The following is a 22,096-nucleotide window of genomic DNA, read 5'->3' on the forward strand; positions in this document are numbered from 1 at the left end:
TTTGCACTTTGCTTCCCCCCTTTATTTAACCGTAATGGTGGTACTCATCATTTGGTGGCCTGCACCGCAATATTCATTACATAACACTAAATATTTTCCTGGCTTATCAAATTTCTGGCTGATTTTTTGAATGTGCCCAGGCGGTACCATCGCATTTAAATTCGTTCCAGCTACTTCAAATCCATGGACGACGTCTTTTGAAGTTAAGGTAAAATGAATGGTGGATCCTGCAGGTACTTCAATATTGCCTGGATTAAAACTAAAAACTTGCAGCGTCATGACGACGTTATATTCCTTATCGCCCACTTTGGTAATACCAGGTTTATCGAATGGTGCAGTTTGATCAACCTTTTGTGGATCGATGAGTTCTTTATTACTTGGTGGTGCCATATCTAACGCAAATGCTTGATAGCCTGTGATGAGCATAAAAATTACGATGATCCCAAAGCTTAAGGTCAGCCATATCTTTTCATCCAGATGCATCTTCATCTTCTTCTCCCCCCTATACTCTACCCATGTATAGTCCGAATAGGACAAAATACGTAACAAGAATCACGGCTGTGACGACCCCGACTGATATCCAGGTGCCCACATGTGTTTCTTTTTCTGCCTTTTTTCCTTGGTTAACTTTTGCTTCTCCCATCCAAAATCAACCCCCTATTTAGTTCTTGATTACATCATAATTGGGAATGATTTTCATCGTAGTGAACTGCGTCACACAAAGTTTGGAATTCGAAAAAATAGGATGCATTTTTCTTGACAGGTATGTAAAAAGAATGTTCCAAACCGCGTCGTTTCACGGTTTCCAATATGGTTGTATGAGAAATGAACAATAATGGCAATTCCGTGAACAATAAGAAATGCGCGGTTTTGGACTTTCTTTTACCGTAGATGCCCACTTTTACCGGTTTGGGTAAATGCAATGCTTTTCCATTTACCGTAGAGGCTTACTTTTTCGTTTTTGGGTAAATGCATCGCTCTTCCTTTTACCGTAAATGCTTACTTTTTCGCTTTTGGGTAAATGCAACGCTTTTCCTTTTACCGTAAAGGCTCACTTTTTCGCTTTTGGGTAAATGCAACGCTCTTCCTTTTACCGTAGATGCCCACTTTTTTGTTTTTGGGTAAATGCAACACTCTTCCTTTTACCGTAGAGGCTTACTTTTTCGTTTTTGGGTAAATGCATCGCTCTTCCATTTACCGAAGTTGCCCACTTTTCCCTTTTTGGGTAAATGCATCGTTCTTCCTTTTACCGAAGGGGCTTACTTTTTCCCTTTTGGGTAAATGCATCGCTCTTCCTTTTACCGTAGAGACTCCCTTTTTCGCTTTTGGGTAAATGCAACGCTCTTCCATTTACAGTAGCGGCTAACTTTTTCATTTTTGGGTAAATGCAAAAAAACTGCCTCAATCTGAGACAGCCACACTTAGATATGAACTTAAAAAATAGGTAATGTCACGATCACCACAAGCAGAAAAATAATCATGATGTAATTGACCGAATAGAGAAAAACCAAGCGAGCCCATTGTTGATTCTTTTGTGTAAAAAATCCATAGATACTCACCACTAACCAGCCGACGTTCAGCAATGTGGCAATGATTACAAAGGTCATCCCGATTGACATTAAGAAAAATGGCAGCGGCAGCAAGCATACGGCATACGCTAAAATTTGCCGCTTTGTAACTGCAAAACCACGCACGACAGGAAGCATCGCCACCCCTGCCGCTTTATACTCATTATATTTTCGCATCGCGATCGCAAAAGTATGCGGCATTTGCCAAATAAACAAAATGAGAAACAACATCATAGGGACAACATGAAAACCAGATTCAATCGCTGTCCAGCCAATCAAAGGTGAAACCGCACCAGAAACACTGCCAATCACCGTATTAAAGGTATACCTCCGTTTTGACCACATCGTATACAAAAACACATAGGTGAACCATCCAACAAATCCATATATCGCTGCTTCTAAAGTGGTAAAAAGTAAAAGAATGAATCCAATGGCCGTAAAAACAATGCCCATGGTTAAAACGATATTCAGAGAAATGGTACCCGTCACCGTTGGTCGATTTTTGGTTCTGTCCATGACCGAATCAATGTCCACATCGTACCAGTTATTAAGGACAAGTGCTCCGGCCATCACCAAGGTACTTCCAATCATGATGAGGAAAAAATCTCCCCAATGATCATTTAAGGATGCATCCGTAAAATATAAGGCGAGCCAGAATCCGGAAAAGACAGGCAGTACATTAGCAATTAAAACACTCGCCTTAAAAAGAGCTTTTAAATCAGCAATTAGGCTGCGGCGATTTCCCGTATTCGATAACGGAGCCTTCTGTATATGACAAGTCAATCCATCTTTATCCATCATTTATCCACCTACCCTCTTTTAGTATATCGTTTTTATTTCATTAAATCATACCTGTTAACATTGGAACATTGATTTACATCACACAGATAGTGATAACCACGTTAGAAAAATAGTCAAAACAAAAAGGCCGGCTCACCTTTCATGAGCCCGGCCTCCGAATTTAGGATGTGGTCTTCTCCTTCTGGGAGAAGCTTTTTTCCCTGCCTGTAAAATAGTCATCAAGCCACCGCTGACCATCATAATGATTCCAGCCAAATCATTCGCAGCAAAAATCTGTGCGCCGGAAATCATTAAACCAACACCAAGGATGGCGAATACAATTTTTCTTGTTTGAAAAGCTTGCTGATCCAAAATCTTTTTTTCAAAAGCCTTCGAAGGCTGAAGGCGAATTTCTCCTGATTCCAACTGGTCAACAAGCGTTAATACTTTTCGGGACGCTGGGATGACCTTTAAGAACGTACTCTTAACCTGTTCAAGCACCGTTTCTTTCGCAGAGTTAGCCTCACCGTTGTTCATGATATCCTCCACATATGGCTTGGTACTGGCGATGATGTCGAAATCCTTATCTAGCCCATTGCAAATACTAAAAACAGTCAGTATTGCCTTTCCCAAAAAAGTCATTCTCGACGGAATTTGAAAGGGTTGTTCATAGAGAAATTCACGCAACTCCTCAAGAACTCCGTCATTTTTGAGCTTCTCAATGTTAAACCGGCCGTCTGAAAAACCTGCAAGAACCACTTTTATATTTTTCGATAAAGCCGATTTATCGGCATTTTTCCGCAAAAATCCAAGCTCATCGAACGCTTCAACAATCCCTCCGGCATCCTTCAAGTAGATGGACATCGCCAGCTTGACCATGTTTTCCCTTAAAGAATCGGAAACCCTGCCTACCATGCCAAAATCAATATAAGCAAGCGTGCCGTCACTTTTGACTAACAGGTTGCCAGGATGGGGGTCGGCATGAAAGAAACCATCCTCGAGCAATTGTTTTAGATAGGACAAAAACAGAATCGAAGCCAGTTTCTTTTTATCAATTGAAGGACCGATTTCATTAATTTTCACACCTTCAATAAACTCCATCACGAGCACTTTACTGGTTGTTAGTTCCCAATAAACCTTCGGCGTCGTGACACCTGGAAATTCACTAAAGGAATATTGGAATGTCTCAATATTCCCTGCTTCCTTCATATAATCCAGTTCTTCTGTTATCACTTCTTCAAATTCATCATAGACATCCTTTAAATCAACAAACTTACTCACTTTTGTAAAGCGCTTGGCAAATGCCATTAATACCTTCAATGTTACCAAATCAAGAGCAACCGTCGCCTCGATTCCAGGGCGCATCACCTTAACCGCAACCTTCTCACCATTTTTCAATACGGCTTGATGCACCTGGCCTAACGATGCCGCAGCAACAGGCTTCTTTTCAAAGGAAGCAAACAAATCGAAAACCGTTCCGGACAGTTCTTGCTCAATACGAAGGATGGCATCCTCTGATGGTACAGGAGCAACCGAGTCCTGAAGCTGTGACAAGATGTAGGTGTATTCCTTTGGTAAAATATCAACCCTTGAGCTGACAAATTGACCTAATTTAATGATGAGGCCGCCCATTTCTACGGCAATTCTAGCAAACTTGTTCGCTTGAGACGTATAGATGGCCTTATATTTTTCGTTGACTTTTTCTTTATGTAAAAAACTCTTTGTTTTTCCTAACCACCAAAACTGCCAAAAGAAACCGATAAACATGAAAAACGTTTTACGAAATCTCTTGTTGAATAGTAAGCGTGTAATTTCACGCATCCTTGTCCACCTCTTTCCATGCCATTCTCCACGGGACAAGCCTGCGTGGTGTTCTCCATGAATTATTCTTTTTCTTCGGCTTCTATTTCCGTTTCTGTTTTTTCAAAAATCTCATTCGCTATTTTTTCAAATTTCTTTGACTTGTTAAAAAAGAAGTTCGCAAACTTGTTCATAATCTCTGATTTCACGAGAATAACAGTTCCCTTATGGGCATTCCCAAACACAACAAACTTTTCGCCTGACTTGATTCCCAGTTCCTCTCTTGCTTCCGATGGAATGACCACTTGGCCTCTTTCGCCCATACTCGTGGTTCCATAAATTTTCCCATGATTCATCATCATCAATCACCTCTCTTGTAGGATAATTCATACTTTTCATACCAACAATACAGTTCACAGATAATACATATGGCGGTTTTTTGTCTAAAAAACAGTGTATCAAAACCAATTTTTATAATTTATTAAAATTTCATTAGAAAGAGAATTAATTTTACACAAATTCAAAAAAAACTGATATTATCACTTTTGAATAGGTAAAATAACCCAATAAAACAAGGGAACGGGGGAATAAAAATGACGGCTGCGAAACAACAAACCATCCACATGGGCCAGCACACCATCGACATAAAAGAAACAAAAGAAGGCAGTGTAGTCGCCAAACTTAAATCCGGATTATCATTTGGCGTCTTAGAGCTTGAGAAAACGGAGAAAGGCGACATCCGATTGAAAGAAATGGAGCTCGGCTCTGCCTATGTGACGGCTGAACAAGTGGCCATTTTACTTCATCATACGAATCTAGCAGATGACCTATTGGCTTCGCTTAAAAAAGTGCGTCAGTTAATGACGAAAACAGTCGATTCTGTCCAATTAGGAGATCGAAATATTGTGGTATCCGTTAATAAAAGCGGACGCAAAACTGCGAAGTTGAATTCCGGAGATAGTTTTGGAGTTTTGGAGATGGAGAAAACATCTGAAGGCATTCGTATAAAAGAAATGGAAGTGGGGTCTGCCTTTATCACTCCTGAACAGTTTGCCGCTGTGTTATTCTATGCCGATTTAGATGAGGAAATCCAATTAGAAATCAAAAAAGTAAAGGCATACTACAGCAACAAGTAACAATCGTATTTACAGAGCGTTGACGAAAAAAAGACTGTCCATGCAGGAATAGCACGAACAGTCTTTTTTCAGTTATTTTTCCTAGTGGATTAGTTTCACTTTTTGACCCGGCAGCAGAAAAGAAAGCAGTGGCAAATCCTCTTCCTCAACTCTTCCTGCCACATTGACCCGTTCATCCGCAGGAAGATCCTGAATCGCAATTTGCACCTCGCCCCGATAGCGGCCATAGCGGTCATTATCGATGGTGATCGTTCCAATTGGGCGTGCCCCGGTATTTTCAGGAGGTACCGGCTCCGAACTCCTCGTATCCATAAGCCTTAAGACATCTCGTGAAAAATCAGGGCGAAGTCGGAACTCTCCCTCTTGAAACCCTACGATTCGAACCGAAACAAAAGCATCGCGATCGAATGCCATTAATTTTTCCAAAAGATTTGCACTTACCTCCGGGTCACCGATATACACATCCTCAACACCCGCCTTGAACAACTCCAATGCTGCCACAAACGGGTCCGCTTCACGATGTTTTTCCAGAGTTGGCAGCCCTTCAAACAGCGGACCGCGTTTCTCGCCGTCACCTGGAATATAAGCACTAACAGGAATTCCAAAACGCGCATAAAGTTCATTTTGCGAATGAAAAAACGATTCTGCTAAACCCGTTTCCCGTCTTGGATAAAAATTATGCCAGGCAAGCAATTGACTAGTCTCAAGTCCGCCACCCAACAGCGCCCGTAAATCTTTTTCAAACAAAATGCTAGCATTCAGTGCCAGCTTGAAATCCTTCGCTAGCCCCAAAATCGTCTCATTGTCAAAAAAATCATCCAACCGCAAACCGCCAACCCCTAAGGATTTTAACGAAGACAAGCTCTCCAATCCTAAATGGGCGGGAGTCCGCGCTGATACATCCGCATAAACTTCTATTCCAACTTCCTTCGCTGTTTGCAGCAGCTTTTTAGCGCGAGCTGCTAAATCCCCAGACTCTTCAGGAATATGAAGCGAGGTAAACGCCCGCTTCACACCCATTTTACCAGCAAGAATAATCCGCTCTTCAGCTAATGGATCATTCAAATAGAAGGAAATGCCGATCAATCAAATTCACCAGCCATCTCATCTTTGAAACCGAACAAATACGTGAACGCAAAACCTGCTGCGTAGGAAATTAAAACTCCAGCTAAATAGAGTAGAACTTGACCCGTCACAACTAGGAAAGCAAGTGGTAAACCGGATACCCCTACAGCGATTGTAGCCACATGGAAGGCTGCTTGGAAGGCACCGCCGACACCAGCTCCTAGACAAGCAGTTAAGAATGGACGGCCTAATGGTAACGTTACACCAAAGATTAATGGCTCCCCGATTCCAAGAATTCCAGCAGGAAGTCCCCCGCCAATCGCTCTTTTTAAACGTGTTTTCTTTGTTTTAAAGTAAATTGCAAACGCTGCTCCTACTTGTGCGGCACCACCCATAGCCAAGATTGGAAGAAGCGGGTCATTGCCAAGTGAATTTATTAATTCAAGGTGTATCGGTGTTAAGCCTTGATGTAAACCCGTTACAACAAGCGGCAGGAAGGTTGCCCCGAGGACAAAGCCTGCAACGACGCCACCCATATCCAGTAAAGAAGTTAAACCTTTTGTAATCGCATCGGAAACGAAACCACCAAGCGGCATAAAAACAAGATAAGTTACAATACCAGTAATCAATAAAGCAACCGTTGGTGTGATAAATAGATCAAGAGATTGTGGAACCCAACGACGAACTCGTTTTTCAACAAGGGCGATAAAAATCGCGGCAAATAAGACACCGATTAAACCGCCGCGCCCAGGAAGCAGCGCTGTATCAAATAATTTAATTCCAGCAACTGCCGGGTTAATGATTAAGATACCGGCAATCGCCCCAAGTGCTGGTGAACCGCCGAATTCTTTCGCTGCATTCGTGCCAACCAGAATTCCTAGGTAACCAAATAATCCACCGCCAATGACGGATAAAATCGTCGCAAGCTGGGAATCCCCTGCCAGCCAGCCAGCTTGAATGATCGCTTTTGTAATCCCTGTAATCAAACCGGATGCCACGAGGGCCGGGATTAACGGGATGAAAATGCTTGAGATTTTTCGTAAAAACAATTTAAATGGTGTGGCATTCTTTTGGTTAATTTCTGCTTTCTTGCTGGCGGCCTTTTCTTTTAAATCAATCCCGCCTGCAGCATCAACTAATCTACCAAACTCTTCTGTTACTTTATTAACTTTTCCAGGACCAATGATAATTTGCAGGGTTTCCTCTTCGACAACCCCAAGTACCCCATCTATTTTCTTAATAGCCGCTTTATTGACAATCGAATCATCCTTTGGTGTCACACGAAGTCTTGTCATACAATGTGTGTAATTGCCAATGTTCGCCGGGCCGCCTAATTGTTCCAGAATCTTTTCTGCTAAAATTTTATTCTCTCCAGCCATGGTACTTCCCCTCTCTCTGTTGCTCTTTATTTTTTTAAATAATGACCCTATTTCCCTAAAACTGCTCCTTGCAAAAGGACAATAAGTGCACATCACCCCCTATAAGGATTATTTACCTTCTTTAATAAACCGAATGGCTTCTCTTGTTTTATCAATCGAATGAATCGTGTCCTCATATTGCACGGTTGCCATCGATAAAAACAAAATATCCATCATGTATAACTGTGCCAGCCGTGATGAAGTGGCCGCGCTTCGAAATGGTGCTTCACCGGAATAAGAGGTAAACAATTTGATATCCGCTAGGGATGAGACAGATGATTGTCCGTACTTCGTTAGACTAATCGTTTTAATACTTCGCTCTTTAGCAAGTGTCATAATTTTGATCACTTCGGATGTTTCCCCTGAGTGGGAAATCCCAAACACCACGTCATCCTTATTGGCATTTGCAATTAAGGTTGCCACAAGGTGGGTATCGGTAAAAGCGGTTGCATTTTTATGAACCCTAAGAAGCTTTTGCTGTGCATCCTTAGCGATAATGTTGGAAGCGCCAATGCCAAAAAAATGGACATTTTGGGCGCCAGACAAGGTGTGGACAGCGCGTTCTAATTCTTCATAATTGATCATCTCTTCTGAATCGCGGATGCTTTGGATACTATTGCTGGTTGTTTTCTGAACAATGGAGAAAAAAGATTCACCAGGTTCGATATCTCGATACCCTTGTTCGACTGGCTTTACTAAATCCCCGGCAATTCGTACCTTTAAATCTTGAAAACCGTTCAAGCCCAGTGATTTGCAAAGCCGAATAACAGCGGCACCACTTGTATGGGCCTGCATTCCAATGTCATGGACGGTACTATTTAAAATCGTGTGCGGATTTTCAAGAATAAACTCAGCAATTTTCCGCTCAGAAGCTGGAAGCTGTTCCAGCATATTTTGGATCATTTTCAAACCGCCTGCTGCCACACCAAAGACCACCTTTTTTAAAAAATTACTTTTGGATTGCTATTTTTACATAACCATTGGCATCCGCCAATAATTGTTCCGCTTCTTGTTTTGTCGTTTCCGTTTTAATCATGACGATTGCCGTTTTCACTTGCAGGTCTGCTTTTTCTAATGTTTCCAAAGCCTGCTCATATGAAACACCGGTAATTTTTCGGATGATGCCAATGGCCCGTTCCTTCAGCTTTTGGTTGCTGACGTGGACGTCAACCATTAAGTTTTCATAGGCTTTTCCTAACAGAATCATCGAGGAGGTCGAAATCATATTTAAAATCATTTTATGGGCTGTCCCCGATTTCAACCTTGTAGAACCAGTGAGTACCTCTGGACCGACAATCACTTCGATGGCTTGGTCCGCTTCTTTGCTGATCAAAGCATTTTTATTGCAGGAAAGGGCAACCGTTTTCGCTCCAATGCTTCGCGCATATTGTAAAGCGCCGATGACATATGGGGTTCGGCCGCTCGCCGCGATACCAATCACGGTATCATTTTTGGTTAATCCGATTTCCTTTAAATCGTTAACACCGAAGGCTGGTTGATCCTCAGCTCCTTCTACCGCTTTCAGGAAGGCTCCTTCCCCTCCGGCGATTAGTCCTTGGACCATTTCAGGCTCCGTACTGAAGGTTGGAGGACATTCGACGGCATCCAGTACCCCTAATCTTCCGCTCGTTCCTGCCCCGACATAAATGAGGCGTCCGCCGTTTTTAAAGGATTCAACAACGAATTGAACAGCGGCCTCCACATCAGATAAGACTTCTTTAACTGCTAAAGCTACTAATTGATCTTGCTCATTCATCATTCGTAATATATCAAGCGGACTGGCGGTATCTATTTGCATGGTTTGTTCATTTCGCGATTCTGTCGTTAATAATTCGAGATTTTCTGCCATTGTATCGTTCTCCTCCGTTAGTTTTTTCTGAGTTGAAAGCGATTACCCACACTCATATTATATCTTTATTGAAATTTAATTTCAACATTTTTATATAAATACTAAAATGTTATTTTAAAACAATATTTTAACGAATCGATTTGTCCCTTAATAAAGTAAAAAGCGGCGAATAGCTTGCGCAACACCTGCTTCATTATTATTCCCGGTCACCTGATCCGCTAATTGTTTCACCTTATCAGGGGCATTTCCCATCGCAATCCCCAGACCTGCAACCGAAAGCATAAGCGAGTCATTAAAATTATCGCCAATCGCAGCCGTTTTTGCGATGGGAATCTCCAGCTGCTCCGTAAGCTTCATCAGCGCTGATGCCTTGGTCACGCCGCCGGGGGTAATTTCTAAATTAACAAAATCGAAACTGCTGCTAATTTCCAAATCCTCAATCTGTTCTGAAATCCTCTTGGTAAAACCATTCAGCTTGTCACCGTCATCAAAAACGGCGATTTTGGTAATTTTGGGCTGATGCTCCTTAAAGTATCCGTAAAAATCATCTATCACCTTTACACAGCATTTTTCCCGGACACTTATACAGTGATTGAGCTTGGCCCCTGTTTTTTCAAGGGCAGGGATATTGTTTTCAATCCATTTCTCGTTCCATTTATTCCTGCTTGGGACCAAGAGCATGTCCCCTTCATAAAAATGGGCATAAATGCCCTCACTTTGACATAACTCCCAGAAACTTACTAGAGGCCCATGCTGAAAAACCGATTGCTCACTGACCTCTCCATTCTCATCAAGGAGAATCGCCCCATTATAAGCAATGATCGGTTCACCCTTTAACCCAATGGTACGAGCAATCCACTTCGTTGACAGAGGAGAGCGCCCGCTGCAAATCACGACCCTCCCTCCTCGTTTGCGATACTCATCAATCGCCTGAATCGTCTCGATATCAATCTCTTTTTGACTGTTTAATAAGGTGCCATCCAAGTCTGTTGCTAATAGTGGATACTCCATGGTTAATTTCCCCTTTGTAATTTTGTTTTATTTTTAATATAATTTTATTGAAATTTTATTTTAAAATCAAATGGTATTCGACACCTTTATTATGATTTACACTGTAATAAAAATGATAATCACCTAAAGGTTTATCACCAAAAACATAGAATTTAAACAAGTAAGGGAATGGGGGAAGAAGAATGCTTTCGAATGAAGTAAAAGAAAAGCTTATCTCGATTGTCACGAAAAAGAATTATGATGATTCTAAAATAGAACGTTTAGTTTACTCGTATGATGCCACACCGAACTTCCAGTCGATGCCGGATGCTGTCGTCAGTCCGAGAAATACAGCGGAGGTTTCACAAATTTTGAAGGTTTGCCATGAATATCGGGTTCCGATTGTACCTCGGGGCTCCGGGACGAACCTTTGTGCCGGGACCTGCCCGACCGAAGGCGGGATTGTCCTGCTTTTTAAACATATGAACAGAATCCTTGAGATCGATGAGGAAAATTTGACCGTCACCGTACAGCCTGGTGTCGTCACCCTTGATATGATCCATGCTGTTGAAGAAAAAGGGCTGTTTTATCCACCAGACCCAAGTTCAATGAAAATCTCGACCATTGGCGGCAATATTAATGAAAACTCCGGTGGTTTACGCGGACTTAAATATGGGGTTACCCGCGATTATGTCATCGCACTCGAAGCGGTTATGCCGAATGGCGATATGATCCGAACCGGTGGGAAGCTGGCAAAGGATGTGGCCGGTTATGATTTAACTCGGCTGTTGGTCGGCTCGGAAGGAACATTAGCAGTGATTACCGAAGCCACACTTAAATTAGTTCCGATGCCGGAAACGAAAAAAACGATGCTGGCACTCTACCAGGATTTATCGGCGGCTGCAAAATCAGTTTCAAAGATCATTGCCAATAAAATCATCCCGACAACACTAGAGTTCCTGGACCAGCCTACTTTAAAGGTGGTTGAAGATTTTGCCCAAATTGGATTGCCGACAGATGTAAAAGCCGTCCTCTTAATCGAACAGGATGGCCCACCAGAAGTCGTGGAGCGTGATTTAAAAAGAATGGCTGAGGTTTGTAAACAGGAACAGGCAGTCTCGATTCAAATCGCCGCATCCGAACAGGAAGCCGATGCCTTAAGAACAGCACGGCGCGCAGCCCTTTCTGCGATTGCCCGCTTAAAGCCGACAACCATTCTTGAGGACGCGACCGTGCCAAGGTCCGAAATTGCCAATATGGTGAAGGCAATCAACGAGATTACGGAGAAATACAAGTTGACTATTTGTACCTTTGGCCATGCCGGGGATGGGAACCTGCATCCTACTTGCGCCACGGATGCAAGGAATCATGAAGAAATGGAACGGGTCGAACAAGCCTTTGCGGAAATTTTTGAAAAAGCGATCGAATTAGGTGGAACGATTACCGGCGAACATGGAGTCGGTGCGATGAAGGCTCCGTATCTGGAATGGAAGCTGAAAGCCGAAGGAATCGCGGCGATGAAGGCGATTAAACAGGCCTTTGATCCCCATAATATCATGAATCCAGGGAAGGTTTTTGCTAAAGACAGCAAGAAACGCGTGGTGATCACAAGATGACAACTTTAATGGAACAAGAAAAGATTCAAGAGCAATTTAAAGCCCGTATGAACGAAGATGAACTACTAAACTGTATGCGCTGCGGCTTCTGCCTGCCGACCTGTCCGACCTATATCGAATCAGGCTACAAAGAATCTCATTCGCCAAGAGGCCGGATTGCTTTAATGAAAGCCGTAGTGGATGGGCTGATTGAACCGGATGAGGATTTTGAGCGCTCGCTCGAACTTTGTCTTGGCTGCCGCGCCTGTGAACCGGTCTGTCCTTCCGGGGTGAATTATGGCCATCTCTTGGAGGACGCAAGGGATATTATCAATCAAAACAAGAAGCATTCTTTACCGGCGCGGGTTGTGAGGAAGACGGTTTTTCATGGATTGTTTCCTCATCAAAACCGAATGAGGCAGGCTGTCGGGTTACTTGGGTTTTATCAGCGCTCGGGAATTCAAACGATCGCCCGAAAAATCGGTTTTCTTGGTCTCCTTCCGGAACACTTAGCGACGATGGAAAAAGTGCTGCCGCAAGTGCCAATGATGAAAGAAATGAAAAACCGGCCAGACTATCTCCCGGCTATATCTGAGAAGGTTCACAGGGTTGCTTTCTTCAGCGGCTGTTTAATGGATACGATGTTCCTGAAAACAAACGATGCCACTATGAAACTGCTACAAAAGGCTGGCTGTGAGATTGTGATTCCGAAAAGGCAAACGTGCTGCGGCGCGCTCCATGGACATAGCGGGGAGAAACAGGCCGCGAAGGATTTGGCGAAACGGAATATTATGGCCTTCGAGGATTTAGACGTCGACTATATTATTACCAATGCCGGGGGATGCGGCGCCTTTTTAATCGATTACGATCATTTACTGAAGGATGAGCCAGATTGGAAAGACCGTGCCAAAGATTTTAAGGAGAAGATTAAGGATATTTCCGAGATTTTAGTTGCCGTTGGGTTTCATAAAAAGGTCAAATTGGGGCTCCCTGCGCAGGTTATCACGTACCAAGATTCCTGCCATCTTCGCAATGTGATGAAGACGGCCTCTGCACCACGCATTCTCATTCAAGCGATTGCGGGGGTCGAATATAAAGAAATGAAAGAGGCGGATCGATGCTGCGGTTCGGCCGGAATTTATAATATTGTCGAATCCGAAATGTCGATGGTGATGCTCGACTATAAAATGGCTCAAGCCAAAGCGACGCATGCCACCACCATTGTCACCGCCAATCCCGGTTGCCTTTTACAGATGCAATTAGGTATCGAACGGGAAGGGCTGTCTTCTAAAATGCGTGCGGTTCATATCGTGGACTTGTTAGCTGAGGCTTCAAACATATAAGTATAAAGAGTGAGTGGTCGGTTTTACCTTAACAGGTGACCGGCCTTTTTTTATAAAAAAATGGCTGCTTTTTTATGATTCGCCGATAAAAGTGAAAATTCGCCGATAAAGTCGTTGGATTCGCCGATAAAATGGAAAATTCGCCGATAAACCTGCGAAATTCGCCGATATATCATAAAAAGATAGAATGGAATAGTTTCCATATTTTTTACATATCGTACATCGAATTTTTTTGTTAAACTAAGTAGCAATTGCAATAAAATTTGTAAGTTTCTAGGAGGTTTTCTAATGAGATCTCAAAAAAAGAAATCTAAAAAGTGGATGAAAGTGACCGCTGCAATCCTTGTCGTCATGTTACTTGGCGGAGGAGCGTACGGATACACTGTATATAAATCTTTTAATAATGCCGTTGATTCGATGCATCAACCGATTGACCGAACCAAATCGGATAAACGTGAAAAGCCCGTCGAAGTAAAGGCAAAAGATCCTTTCTCTGTGTTAATGCTGGGTGTGGACGAGCGTAAGGGTGACAAAGGCCGCTCTGATACCATGATTGTTCTAACCGTTAACCCAAACAACAATTCCGTGAAAATGTTAAGTATTCCGCGTGATACTCGAACTGAAATTGTCGGAAAAGGAAAAGAAGACAAGATTAACCACGCCTACGCCTTTGGCGGAGTTCCAATGTCGATGGATACCGTGGAAAATTTTCTTGATATACCAATTGACTATTATATCCAGGTAAACATGGAAGGCTTCACTGAAATGGTCGATGCGGTTGGCGGTGTTACAGTCCAAAATGATTTAGATTTTACTCAGGATGGAATCCATTTTGCCAAAGGAGAACTGACTCTTAACGGCAAGGAAGCATTAAGCTTTACAAGAATGAGATATGAAGATCCTAGAGGTGATTTTGGCCGTCAATCAAGACAACGTCAAATTATTGAAGGCATTATGAAAGAAGGGGCGAGTCTTTCGAGCTTAACCAAGTTTTCCGATATTTTTACCGTCCTAGGTAAAAACGTAAAAACAAACCTGACTTTTGATCAAATGGTCGCAATTCAACGAGGCTATAAACATGTAGGAACATCGATTCAGCAAATGGAATTAAAAGAACAAGGAAAAATGATCAATCACATCTATTATGGAATGGTTTCAACAGAAGAAAAACAGCGTGTACGTAATGAATTAAGAACACAACTAGAATTATCCGGAAATAGTGAAAGCTGATTGGGGTTGAGCTCCAACCAGCTTTTTTTCTAAAACCCTATATCCCCTGTATTGAAGGCAATATAAAGGAGGATAAATAATATAATCATTGTAATGGATGTCGAATACCCAAAAACTTTTACCCTTGGAAAAAAGACCATGCAAATGATTGGTACCAAAATTACAATAATAAAGTAAAAGAGCGTTGAATTTACATATTGTAATAAGTACTTCAGAATTTTAACACGTTCAATAGCTGTCATATAAAACATGATGAAACCAGCAATTACTCCGATAAAAACTTGAATAAGTGTATACATGGTTATGTTCCCTTCAACCATTAAATTTAAAGATAAGGGGACCGGATAAATCCCCTTATCATAAACCCTTAATCAGCAATCTTTACATTTGCTTTTCCAATAAACTTGATTCCCGTGCGTAACTCACCCGTAATAATGACCTCTTGATTACCAACTGGTAACGATTCTCCCAATGTACCTTGATAAAACTTAAACATAAATTGTTTCTTTCCATCTCCATTGTTTTCAACAATTGGATTTTTTACATATCCATATTTAGAATCTGTAATTGGACCCACTTTATTGTTGATAAGTATTGAAGAAAGTCTGATATCTCCTAGATTATATTTTAAATCTAATTGAATATAACCTGTTCCAATAGCATTGTTATTTTTGTTTTTCTTTATAGAGTTTGGATTAATTTCAATGGCCGCAGGAATATAGACTGAGAAGTTTACTTTTCGGATTTCTTTATTTCCCGCTTTGTCCACAGCTGTTACTTCTAAAATATTTTCACCCGGTTGAAGTAAGGTGACTTCCTCATTTTTTGCATATGGCTGACCATTTAAAGTTGCAGAAATAGAGTCAACTCCAGATATATCATCCGCGGCATGGAAGTTAAAGCTTATTTTATCCCCAACCATTATGTTTTGCGGTGGTTCCGAAACTTCAATTCTTGGTTTCGTTTTATCTATTTTTATTTCAGCCGTTTTTACATCATAATTTCGATTTTTATCTAAAGCTTTCATGTAGAGATTGATCGTACCTTCTGAAGTGATGGATACAGGCTTGTCATATAATTCCTCTTGACCATTGTTTACGTTGTATAGAATCTGATGGACACCAGCTCCCTGATCGGAAGCCTCTAGGTTAACTTTGACATCAGAGGTGTACCAGCCATTTTCTCCTTCATCCCCATCGATTGTGTAGGATAATTCTGGAGCAGTAATATCCTGAGAACCCACACTGTCTAGTACAACTGTAGGACTAATCGTTTCATCAATCACGTTATCCCCATCCTTATCGAGGGAAAGAGTAATTTCGCCTTCTCTTGTCGTTGTTGTTGTGATTTTTGTGGTAGGACTTAAAGGAACATGATCAAAACGAACAGTTTTTTCTTCCTCATTATTCTCATCATACCATACCAATGTAAACGTCATCTCACCATTATCTGTACCAAGCAATTTCACTTGGTATTCCCCATCGTTAAGCAAGGCAATTTTTTCGTCACCGAGTAAGTAATAGGTTCCTGATAAAATGTTCTCTTCAAGGTTATTTTCTGATACCGGCCCTATATGATTCCCATTTTGATCATATACATGAAGATCTACTGGACATTCGACCTTTATTTTAAGCTTCTTCGTTTCTTTTGGATTTTTCCGCATTCCTTCAATTCTTGCAGGACGATTATTTAATATATTTACTACTTGATTAATGACCGTCTGATTGTTTGCTAGTTCATCATGTTTGGCCTGAATATAATAGGTTTTATCTGGATTAGTACTTGCGTTCATATTTGCACTCTTTACAGGTACAGTTCCATCACCATTAATTGGCTTTGTGTCATCGATGTGGGCATAATTATATCCATCTCGATTCCATGTTTCATTCAACTCCGGAACGACTACACCAATCGATGAAATTTGATCACCAACAATAAAGTATCTGTCTACGGAATTGATTCGGGAGGCATTATTGTTTAACGAATTAGCCAAAGACTCCGCTAAACTGAAATGGTCCTCATTGAGCCATTCGTCACGATAATCCTTATAAAACTGTAGTGTCTGGGCATAGCTTAACTTTTTATATTCATTCTTTCTAAATGTATTGTCATACCTAACCTGAACGTAGTATTGATCATCATCAAAGTAATCTTTGGTTGGAAAAAGTTGATAAATAGACTTCATATTAGGAGCCAATTCCCGAATAACTTTGCTGATAACTAAATTTTTCCCCCAAGAAGCAATATCTCCTGTTTCCATCATGTATAATGCTTTTGGAGCTCCATAATAAGGGGTTCCCAATGTGATAAATTTATCCACTTTGTCTGCATTTGATTGTTTATTAGCAATATATTTTGAGGCAACAAGCCCGCCCATGCTATGTGCAACAATCGATACATGCTCAACATTTAAACTATTAATTGTTTCTTCTAATTTAGTGGCATTATAAGCATTACCTAAGCGCCAATCATATCCAAATTCTACTACGTGATAGCCCTCATTTTTTAGCAACCTGACCATTTGTCCATAGTATTCGTCAATCGGGCCCCGGATATCTAGATCGTTAACAGAGTCACCATCTCCATTAACCGCCAGTTCCCTCGTCTGTTCTCTTACGTTTGTGACATTAGATACATCACCAACCGGCATCCATCTTCTTTCAGCTGCACCGCCATTTTGGGGATTGGTCCAGATTTCTGTTCCCATGATTCCTGGGATAAAAATGACCGTTTTTCCCGCATCCGGTGAAGCAGGAACTTTTACTTGCTGAGTTAAAATCTTTGTCTCTGCATTGCTAGCTGACAGCTTTACCGAATAATCAAGGAGCTTTTCTTCTGCCTGCGGTTCAATTTCCACTTCCCATGAAACCTGTTTAATCTCTCCTTGTTTGAGGGTTCCAATTTGAACTTCCTTTTGACCATCTTTTAACTTTAAACCCTCTGGCAGAATTAAACCGAGTTGAACATCATATGCTGTTTGATTCCCGATGTTTTGAAAATAAGCCGTAATGGTAGTCGGATTTGGTTTGTATTTCCCCGCTTCATCCAATTCAATAACCTTTGGACCCGATAAACTTAAGGCAATAGGAGGTCGAAGGTCTTGAAGGAACTCACTTAACCCATAATATGTAGTGTACTCTCTGCTCTCTCCTGGATTAATAGGCCTGTTATTCCAATAAATACTAACCGCACTATCCCCGTTACTTGAATTTGGAGAAATGGAATAATTCCACGAATTATCATACACCCTTCCCCAATTGGTAAATTGAACTTTGTCTGGCTTGTTATCCGTTTTCGTTAAATGACCTTGGGCAATGACAGAGGGGTTTTCCAAATTGTCAAACGCCTGCCAATACTCTGGTATATTATCTCCTGTGAATTCCTTTTCAGTTGTGACAGCCCCTAACCCAGGAATTCGAAACGGTGCACTGTCGTTATTACCAAGCATCGTATCCATCATTATTCGCAGGCCGATGTCATGCAATTGGGAATCATTATTTTTTATGACATACTTGATTTCTACAGAGTCTTCTCTGTTAGTATTTGGATTTTTAACAATTTTCAAAATTTGCTGGATACTAATTTGCTTATTGTCAACCTTTAGCTCCGAGGTATTACTTAATTCGGAAGCGTTTGTTGTCGGTAATTTTGCATTGGGCTGGTATTGAATGATATCCCCATCAATATTGATGGTTGAATAGGATGACCATGGAGAAGGATGACCAAACAGTAAATTCTTGTAATCATCCTTTGTAATTTCAGGGTTGCCATTAATGGTTCCTATCGTAAACCTTCCATTGCCATCTACTGAATATTCCAAATAATCATTTGAAACTCTTCCATTTGTAATTTCTTGGGCTAAAACTTTAGGCGCGTGTAAAAATGATGAAAGAAAAGTAGATACTATTAAAATCATAGTATATAAAATTGGTAAAAATCTTTTCATATAACCCCCCCTAGGAATGTGTTTAGAAAATCCTTGCAGATTTATTTGAAATAGTAATTACAATTAAATTACCCCCTTTCTAAAAAAACCTAAATCCCCCCTGACCCCCTATTAAAGGAAAGGTTTTAAAATAGTAATTTAGGTAACATAATTATAGGGGATATGAAAATAAATGAAAAACAGGAAAAATAAGTAAATTTAAATAAAAATAGCCAATAATACCTATATTTCTTAATTATTCTTTGACTTTCTTTACTTTCTACTAAATTGAAATTTAAAGTGTGAGGAAGGTGAGGAGGACGAAAATTTCAAGGGCATTCTATAAAAAAACTTGCAGATCAAATAAAACTTTTGCCATATTAAATATAAAATTCCGCTGCTAAATGGTAACAGCGGAATTTTTCAGATAGTAAATCGTTCTATTATTTTTTACGAGCCGCTACCACAAGCGCACCCAGTGATAAAACTACAGACACAATCGATAAAATCAACGGTAGTGAATTGGAATCTTCGTGGTCCGCAGATGTTGTTTGAGTAACTTTTTCCTCTTTAGCCGGTTTTTCTGTTTGGGCTTGATCCGCAGCATGATGATCATCTGTTGCTCCGCCTGCCACGATATCCGTAATCGAATGTGGAGAATCCGAACCTTCGTCTCCGGTCCATTCCACTACACTGCCATCTTTATAATATTGGAAAGCATCCCATGCTGCTTTTGTGGCATTTTCAGGATTTTTCCCTACAAACGTGAAGGATTGGAATTGACCTGGCAAAATGCCTTCGCCAGTAGCTTCAAATGTAAACGATTTAACAATGCCTTTTGCATCTTTTTCATCAGAATACTTCCAGCCCGGAACTGGCTGATATGACTTAATTTCTACTCCAGCGGGTGCCTTAATCGTTACCTTTGTTGTCGCTATATCCTTTTCAACCGGAACCTTAACCGTATACGTTTCCCATGCCCCTGTTGTCGACGATTTTGGAACAACGGTCACATGCGCGCTTGCGACACTTGAGAAAATGAATAACCCTAATACTGTTGGTAAAAATACTTTTAATAATTTTTTCATAATGAAATCTCCCCTTTTTATTGACTTCCTACTAGTACTTTAAAATCTGTATCCATGGTTTCTAAATCTTTGGTCAGGACGTGAACGCGAACATTCCAGCGGCCCGACATATTGAAATTCAACCCTTTAAAACTATACTTACCTTCCTTCACACGTGACAATTGGACCGTGTCGTCGCCCATCTTCATCTCGAGCGATTTAAACGTCAGCGTTACCTGCTCGATTTTTTTAATGGGTTGGCCATTTCGGTCTTTTAAGGTTACTTCGAAAGTATTTTTTCCAATCACATTCGGAGTTGCCGCAAACGTGATGTAGTTTCCACCTTTAACCTTATTCGTTTCGTTTATAGGTCCGGGCGATGCCATTGCGGTCGGCAGGTTTGTTAAAATAACAGACAGAATCAGAACGATAATTCCAGCTGAAAATTCTCCCCACAAGGAACGTTGGATTCCTTTTTCGTGGCTGCGCTTTCCTTTTATAAAATTAACCCCCGCAAACAACACCATAATTACGAGGAGAATAACCTTACCCAACAAGGCTCTTCCGTAATCCGTTACGACTAGAGAGCGCCAATTAGGAATGTATAACAAGCTGCCGTAAAGGCCAGTTGCTGATAAAATCAATACAATAGCAATTCCCCATTTGGAAAACCTGCGGATTGTTTCAAAATAAGCTTGATTTTTGCGATACGTCAGCAAGGCAATCATAGCAATCAAACTGCCGATCCAGATCGATGCTGACAATAGATGAACAAAATCCATCGCTATCGGGAGCAAGCCCTTTTCCGAAGAAGCTGCATGACTCGTGAATGTCTTCGTTCTTAGCATCCCGATTCCAAGTGCCAGTGAAACCCAAGCCCAAATTGTTTTTTTAAATGGTTTATAACATAACAGAAACGTCGATGGCCACAAAATTAACAGCATGATAATTGCGGTAATCCATGTTTTTCCAAATACACTGTTGGTCAACATATTCCCTAACACATTAATGTGAAAAACCTTTCCCCAAGACAAGCCCGATTCGATCGTTGCCTGCAACGGCAGACTCAAGATAATGCTAAAGCATAAAGTGATGAAGGAATATACGATGATTTTACTAAAACGATTACGAACACTTATCTCCTGTCCCAATTCTTTTGGCAGTACGAATAGATAAAAGAACAGAATTCCGACATAAACGGCGCTGCTCATATATTGCAGCCAGCGAAGGATGATTAAATCCAGTTTCGGCATATATCCCTTTGAGCCTGGGGCTATTGCTGTGCCCTTCGCTTCTTGGCCAATTTGAAAGGGAATCACCCCTTCAATGGGATGTCCGTCACCTGAAACCACCCGCCACTGGATACTGTAGGTATCATTCGGCAAGTTTCCCTGCAGGTCAGCCTCAATGATCGCAGGATTAGCAGGATCAATTCTCTCATTCTTCTGATCCACCCTTTTCCCCTTCGAATCAAACACTTGCAACGAATGATAATCAGGTTGAATGGCTTCATCAAACTGAATGGTTACCTTCTGTGGCGGCTGATCAAATACCTCATTTTCAGTTGGAGTCGATTTTTTTATATATGCATGGGCGGATGGAAAGGTCGGAAATAGAAAAATAAATAGGATGGTTAGAAGTAAAATGTGATTCCTATTTACTCTCATTCCACCAATCCCTCTCGATTACTACAACCACATCCCTTCTTACCATTCATCCTTGTTTGAATTTCTTCGATTGCTTCCTCAAAGGAAAGGATCCTTCCGCCAAAGCCCTTCTGAAATTGCTCCGCCTGTTTGAGTGAATCAAACGTCAAAACTTGGGGCTGGCAGCAATTTAAATTAAAATCTGCGTCGATTAAAAAATAGGCCATTTTTGCACTGATGGTCGTATTGTGAAGGAAATCCCGACATATAATTTGGGAGACCTCTTTTTCAATATCCCTGTATCTTAATAAACCGCAATGAGGACAGCATAACTGCTCGACCCGCAAATCATGCGTGATGATTTGAACAGGGTGCCGGTTATTCGCTTCCTTGAAGCAGTATGTACAAGCTGTCGATGAAGCAGTAGTAACTGGCGCTAAACTGATTCCACCTGAAGTTTTTAATATTCTTTTTTCATCTATCAGCGGCTTAATGTCTCGATAAATGGTCATTTCCGATACATGGAGACGCCTGCTGATTTCCGTTATCGATAGTGCGCCTTCTTCCTTCAACCATTCCAGTAATTGTTGCCTACGTTCAATTGGCAGCATTTTCACACCCCCTACGGTAAGATTAAAACACTTTATATCCTTATACAACATGTAAATGTGAATATCTTGTGAA

Annotated in this window: 19 protein-coding genes; 4 read left to right on the top strand and 15 right to left on the bottom strand. The window is 41.1% G+C overall.

Annotated features, from left to right (window positions below):
* Positions 1-21: 21 nt before the first annotated feature.
* From ABES02_RS00715 to ABES02_RS00735, 5 genes are all read right to left on the bottom strand, one after another.
* Positions 22-489 (bottom strand): cytochrome c oxidase subunit II, encoded by a 468-nt coding sequence (locus ABES02_RS00715; RefSeq protein ID WP_430129459.1) that lies wholly within the window; start codon positions 487-489, stop codon positions 22-24.
* Between the two features lie 13 nt (positions 490-502).
* A complete protein-coding gene (locus ABES02_RS00720; RefSeq protein WP_430129462.1) occupies positions 503-643 on the bottom strand; it encodes a hypothetical protein in 141 nt (46 codons plus the stop codon).
* Positions 644-1,433: 790 nt separating this feature from the next.
* On the bottom strand, positions 1,434-2,366 hold the full coding sequence (gene cyoE / locus ABES02_RS00725) for a heme o synthase (protein ID WP_430129465.1): 933 nt from the start codon (positions 2,364-2,366) through the stop codon (positions 1,434-1,436).
* Between the two features lie 135 nt (positions 2,367-2,501).
* On the bottom strand, positions 2,502-4,169 hold the full coding sequence (locus tag ABES02_RS00730) for an ABC1 kinase family protein (RefSeq protein WP_430129468.1): 1,668 nt from the start codon (positions 4,167-4,169) through the stop codon (positions 2,502-2,504).
* 62 nt (positions 4,170-4,231) lie between these two features.
* Complete coding sequence (locus ABES02_RS00735) at positions 4,232-4,510, bottom strand: AbrB/MazE/SpoVT family DNA-binding domain-containing protein (protein WP_430129471.1); 279 nt, start codon at positions 4,508-4,510, stop codon at positions 4,232-4,234.
* A 231-nt stretch (positions 4,511-4,741) separates the two neighbouring features.
* Between ABES02_RS00735 and ABES02_RS00740 the strand changes: the two genes are divergently transcribed.
* The gene (locus ABES02_RS00740) at positions 4,742-5,284 is read left to right on the top strand and encodes a hypothetical protein (RefSeq protein ID WP_430129474.1); all 543 of its coding nucleotides are present in this window, start codon (positions 4,742-4,744) and stop codon (positions 5,282-5,284) included.
* An 81-nt stretch (positions 5,285-5,365) separates the two neighbouring features.
* On the opposite strand, the gene ABES02_RS00745 is transcribed toward ABES02_RS00740, so the two are convergent.
* From ABES02_RS00745 to ABES02_RS00765, 5 genes are all read right to left on the bottom strand, one after another.
* Positions 5,366-6,370, bottom strand: a complete 1,005-nt coding sequence (locus ABES02_RS00745) for a MupG family TIM beta-alpha barrel fold protein (RefSeq protein ID WP_430129477.1) — start codon at positions 6,368-6,370, stop codon at positions 5,366-5,368.
* Positions 6,367-7,728: a PTS transporter subunit EIIC gene (locus ABES02_RS00750; protein ID WP_430129480.1), complete on the bottom strand. Its 1,362-nt coding sequence runs from the start codon at positions 7,726-7,728 to the stop codon at positions 6,367-6,369. The genes ABES02_RS00745 and ABES02_RS00750 overlap by 4 nt, the downstream gene beginning before the upstream one ends.
* 108 nt (positions 7,729-7,836) lie before the next feature.
* The gene (locus ABES02_RS00755; protein ID WP_430129483.1) at positions 7,837-8,691 is read right to left on the bottom strand and encodes a MurR/RpiR family transcriptional regulator; all 855 of its coding nucleotides are present in this window, start codon (positions 8,689-8,691) and stop codon (positions 7,837-7,839) included.
* Between the two features lie 25 nt (positions 8,692-8,716).
* Entirely contained in the window at positions 8,717-9,616 is a 900-nt protein-coding gene (gene murQ / locus ABES02_RS00760; RefSeq protein WP_430129486.1) for an N-acetylmuramic acid 6-phosphate etherase, read from the bottom strand.
* Between the two features lie 147 nt (positions 9,617-9,763).
* Entirely contained in the window at positions 9,764-10,627 is an 864-nt protein-coding gene (locus ABES02_RS00765) for a Cof-type HAD-IIB family hydrolase (protein ID WP_430129489.1), read from the bottom strand.
* A 182-nt stretch (positions 10,628-10,809) separates the two neighbouring features.
* Between ABES02_RS00765 and glcD the strand changes: the two genes are divergently transcribed.
* The 3 genes from glcD (at position 10,810) to ABES02_RS00780 (ending at position 14,774) form a co-directional block, all read left to right on the top strand.
* On the top strand, positions 10,810-12,222 hold the full coding sequence (glcD, locus tag ABES02_RS00770; RefSeq protein WP_430129492.1) for a glycolate oxidase subunit GlcD: 1,413 nt from the start codon (positions 10,810-10,812) through the stop codon (positions 12,220-12,222).
* Positions 12,219-13,544, top strand: coding sequence for a (Fe-S)-binding protein (locus tag ABES02_RS00775; protein WP_430129495.1), 1,326 nt, complete (start codon positions 12,219-12,221; stop codon positions 13,542-13,544). Before glcD ends, ABES02_RS00775 begins: the two co-directional genes overlap by 4 nt.
* A 288-nt stretch (positions 13,545-13,832) precedes the next feature.
* Entirely contained in the window at positions 13,833-14,774 is a 942-nt protein-coding gene (locus ABES02_RS00780; protein ID WP_430129498.1) for a LytR family transcriptional regulator, read from the top strand.
* A gap of 29 nt (positions 14,775-14,803) precedes the next feature.
* Here ABES02_RS00780 and ABES02_RS00785 read toward each other — a convergent pair whose 3' ends face one another.
* From ABES02_RS00785 to ABES02_RS00805, 5 genes are all read right to left on the bottom strand, one after another.
* The gene (locus ABES02_RS00785) at positions 14,804-15,073 is read right to left on the bottom strand and encodes a hypothetical protein (protein ID WP_430129501.1); all 270 of its coding nucleotides are present in this window, start codon (positions 15,071-15,073) and stop codon (positions 14,804-14,806) included.
* Between the two features lie 68 nt (positions 15,074-15,141).
* Positions 15,142-18,720 (bottom strand): OmpL47-type beta-barrel domain-containing protein, encoded by a 3,579-nt coding sequence (locus ABES02_RS00790; RefSeq protein WP_430129504.1) that lies wholly within the window; start codon positions 18,718-18,720, stop codon positions 15,142-15,144.
* A gap of 422 nt (positions 18,721-19,142) precedes the next feature.
* Entirely contained in the window at positions 19,143-19,787 is a 645-nt protein-coding gene (locus ABES02_RS00795; protein WP_430129507.1) for a YcnI family protein, read from the bottom strand.
* Between the two features lie 17 nt (positions 19,788-19,804).
* Positions 19,805-21,433, bottom strand: coding sequence for a copper resistance protein CopC (locus tag ABES02_RS00800; RefSeq protein ID WP_430129509.1), 1,629 nt, complete (start codon positions 21,431-21,433; stop codon positions 19,805-19,807).
* Entirely contained in the window at positions 21,430-22,023 is a 594-nt protein-coding gene (locus ABES02_RS00805) for a DeoR family transcriptional regulator (RefSeq protein ID WP_430129512.1), read from the bottom strand. Before ABES02_RS00805 ends, ABES02_RS00800 begins: the two co-directional genes overlap by 4 nt.
* Between the last annotated feature and the right edge of the window lie 73 nt (positions 22,024-22,096).

The sequence above is a fragment of the Neobacillus pocheonensis genome (genome assembly GCF_050477905.1).
In the GTDB taxonomy this organism is placed as follows: Bacteria; Bacillota; Bacilli; order Bacillales; family Cytobacillaceae; genus Neobacillus; species Neobacillus pocheonensis_A.

Bases quoted from the DNA above. Each gene is read 5' to 3' on its own strand.
- ABES02_RS00800 (WP_430129509.1), bottom strand. From the start codon at position 21,433: ATGAGAGTAAATAGGAATCACATTTTACTTCTAACCATCCTATTTATT.
- ABES02_RS00805 (WP_430129512.1), bottom strand. From the start codon at position 22,023: ATGCTGCCAATTGAACGTAGGCAACAATTACTGGAATGGTTGAAGGAA.
- ABES02_RS00765 (WP_430129489.1), bottom strand. From the start codon at position 10,627: ATGGAGTATCCACTATTAGCAACAGACTTGGATGGCACCTTATTAAAC.
- ABES02_RS00795 (WP_430129507.1), bottom strand. From the start codon at position 19,787: ATGAAAAAATTATTAAAAGTATTTTTACCAACAGTATTAGGGTTATTC.
- ABES02_RS00715 (WP_430129459.1), bottom strand. From the start codon at position 489: ATGAAGATGCATCTGGATGAAAAGATATGGCTGACCTTAAGCTTTGGG.
- ABES02_RS00740 (WP_430129474.1), top strand. From the start codon at position 4,742: ATGACGGCTGCGAAACAACAAACCATCCACATGGGCCAGCACACCATC.
- murQ (WP_430129486.1), bottom strand. From the start codon at position 9,616: ATGGCAGAAAATCTCGAATTATTAACGACAGAATCGCGAAATGAACAA.
- ABES02_RS00775 (WP_430129495.1), top strand. From the start codon at position 12,219: ATGACAACTTTAATGGAACAAGAAAAGATTCAAGAGCAATTTAAAGCC.
- ABES02_RS00735 (WP_430129471.1), bottom strand. From the start codon at position 4,510: ATGATGATGAATCATGGGAAAATTTATGGAACCACGAGTATGGGCGAA.
- ABES02_RS00720 (WP_430129462.1), bottom strand. From the start codon at position 643: ATGGGAGAAGCAAAAGTTAACCAAGGAAAAAAGGCAGAAAAAGAAACA.
- ABES02_RS00780 (WP_430129498.1), top strand. From the start codon at position 13,833: ATGAGATCTCAAAAAAAGAAATCTAAAAAGTGGATGAAAGTGACCGCT.
- ABES02_RS00785 (WP_430129501.1), bottom strand. From the start codon at position 15,073: ATGTATACACTTATTCAAGTTTTTATCGGAGTAATTGCTGGTTTCATC.
- ABES02_RS00750 (WP_430129480.1), bottom strand. From the start codon at position 7,728: ATGGCTGGAGAGAATAAAATTTTAGCAGAAAAGATTCTGGAACAATTA.
- glcD (WP_430129492.1), top strand. From the start codon at position 10,810: ATGCTTTCGAATGAAGTAAAAGAAAAGCTTATCTCGATTGTCACGAAA.
- ABES02_RS00790 (WP_430129504.1), bottom strand. From the start codon at position 18,720: ATGAAAAGATTTTTACCAATTTTATATACTATGATTTTAATAGTATCT.
- ABES02_RS00730 (WP_430129468.1), bottom strand. From the start codon at position 4,169: ATGCGTGAAATTACACGCTTACTATTCAACAAGAGATTTCGTAAAACG.
- cyoE (WP_430129465.1), bottom strand. From the start codon at position 2,366: ATGGATAAAGATGGATTGACTTGTCATATACAGAAGGCTCCGTTATCG.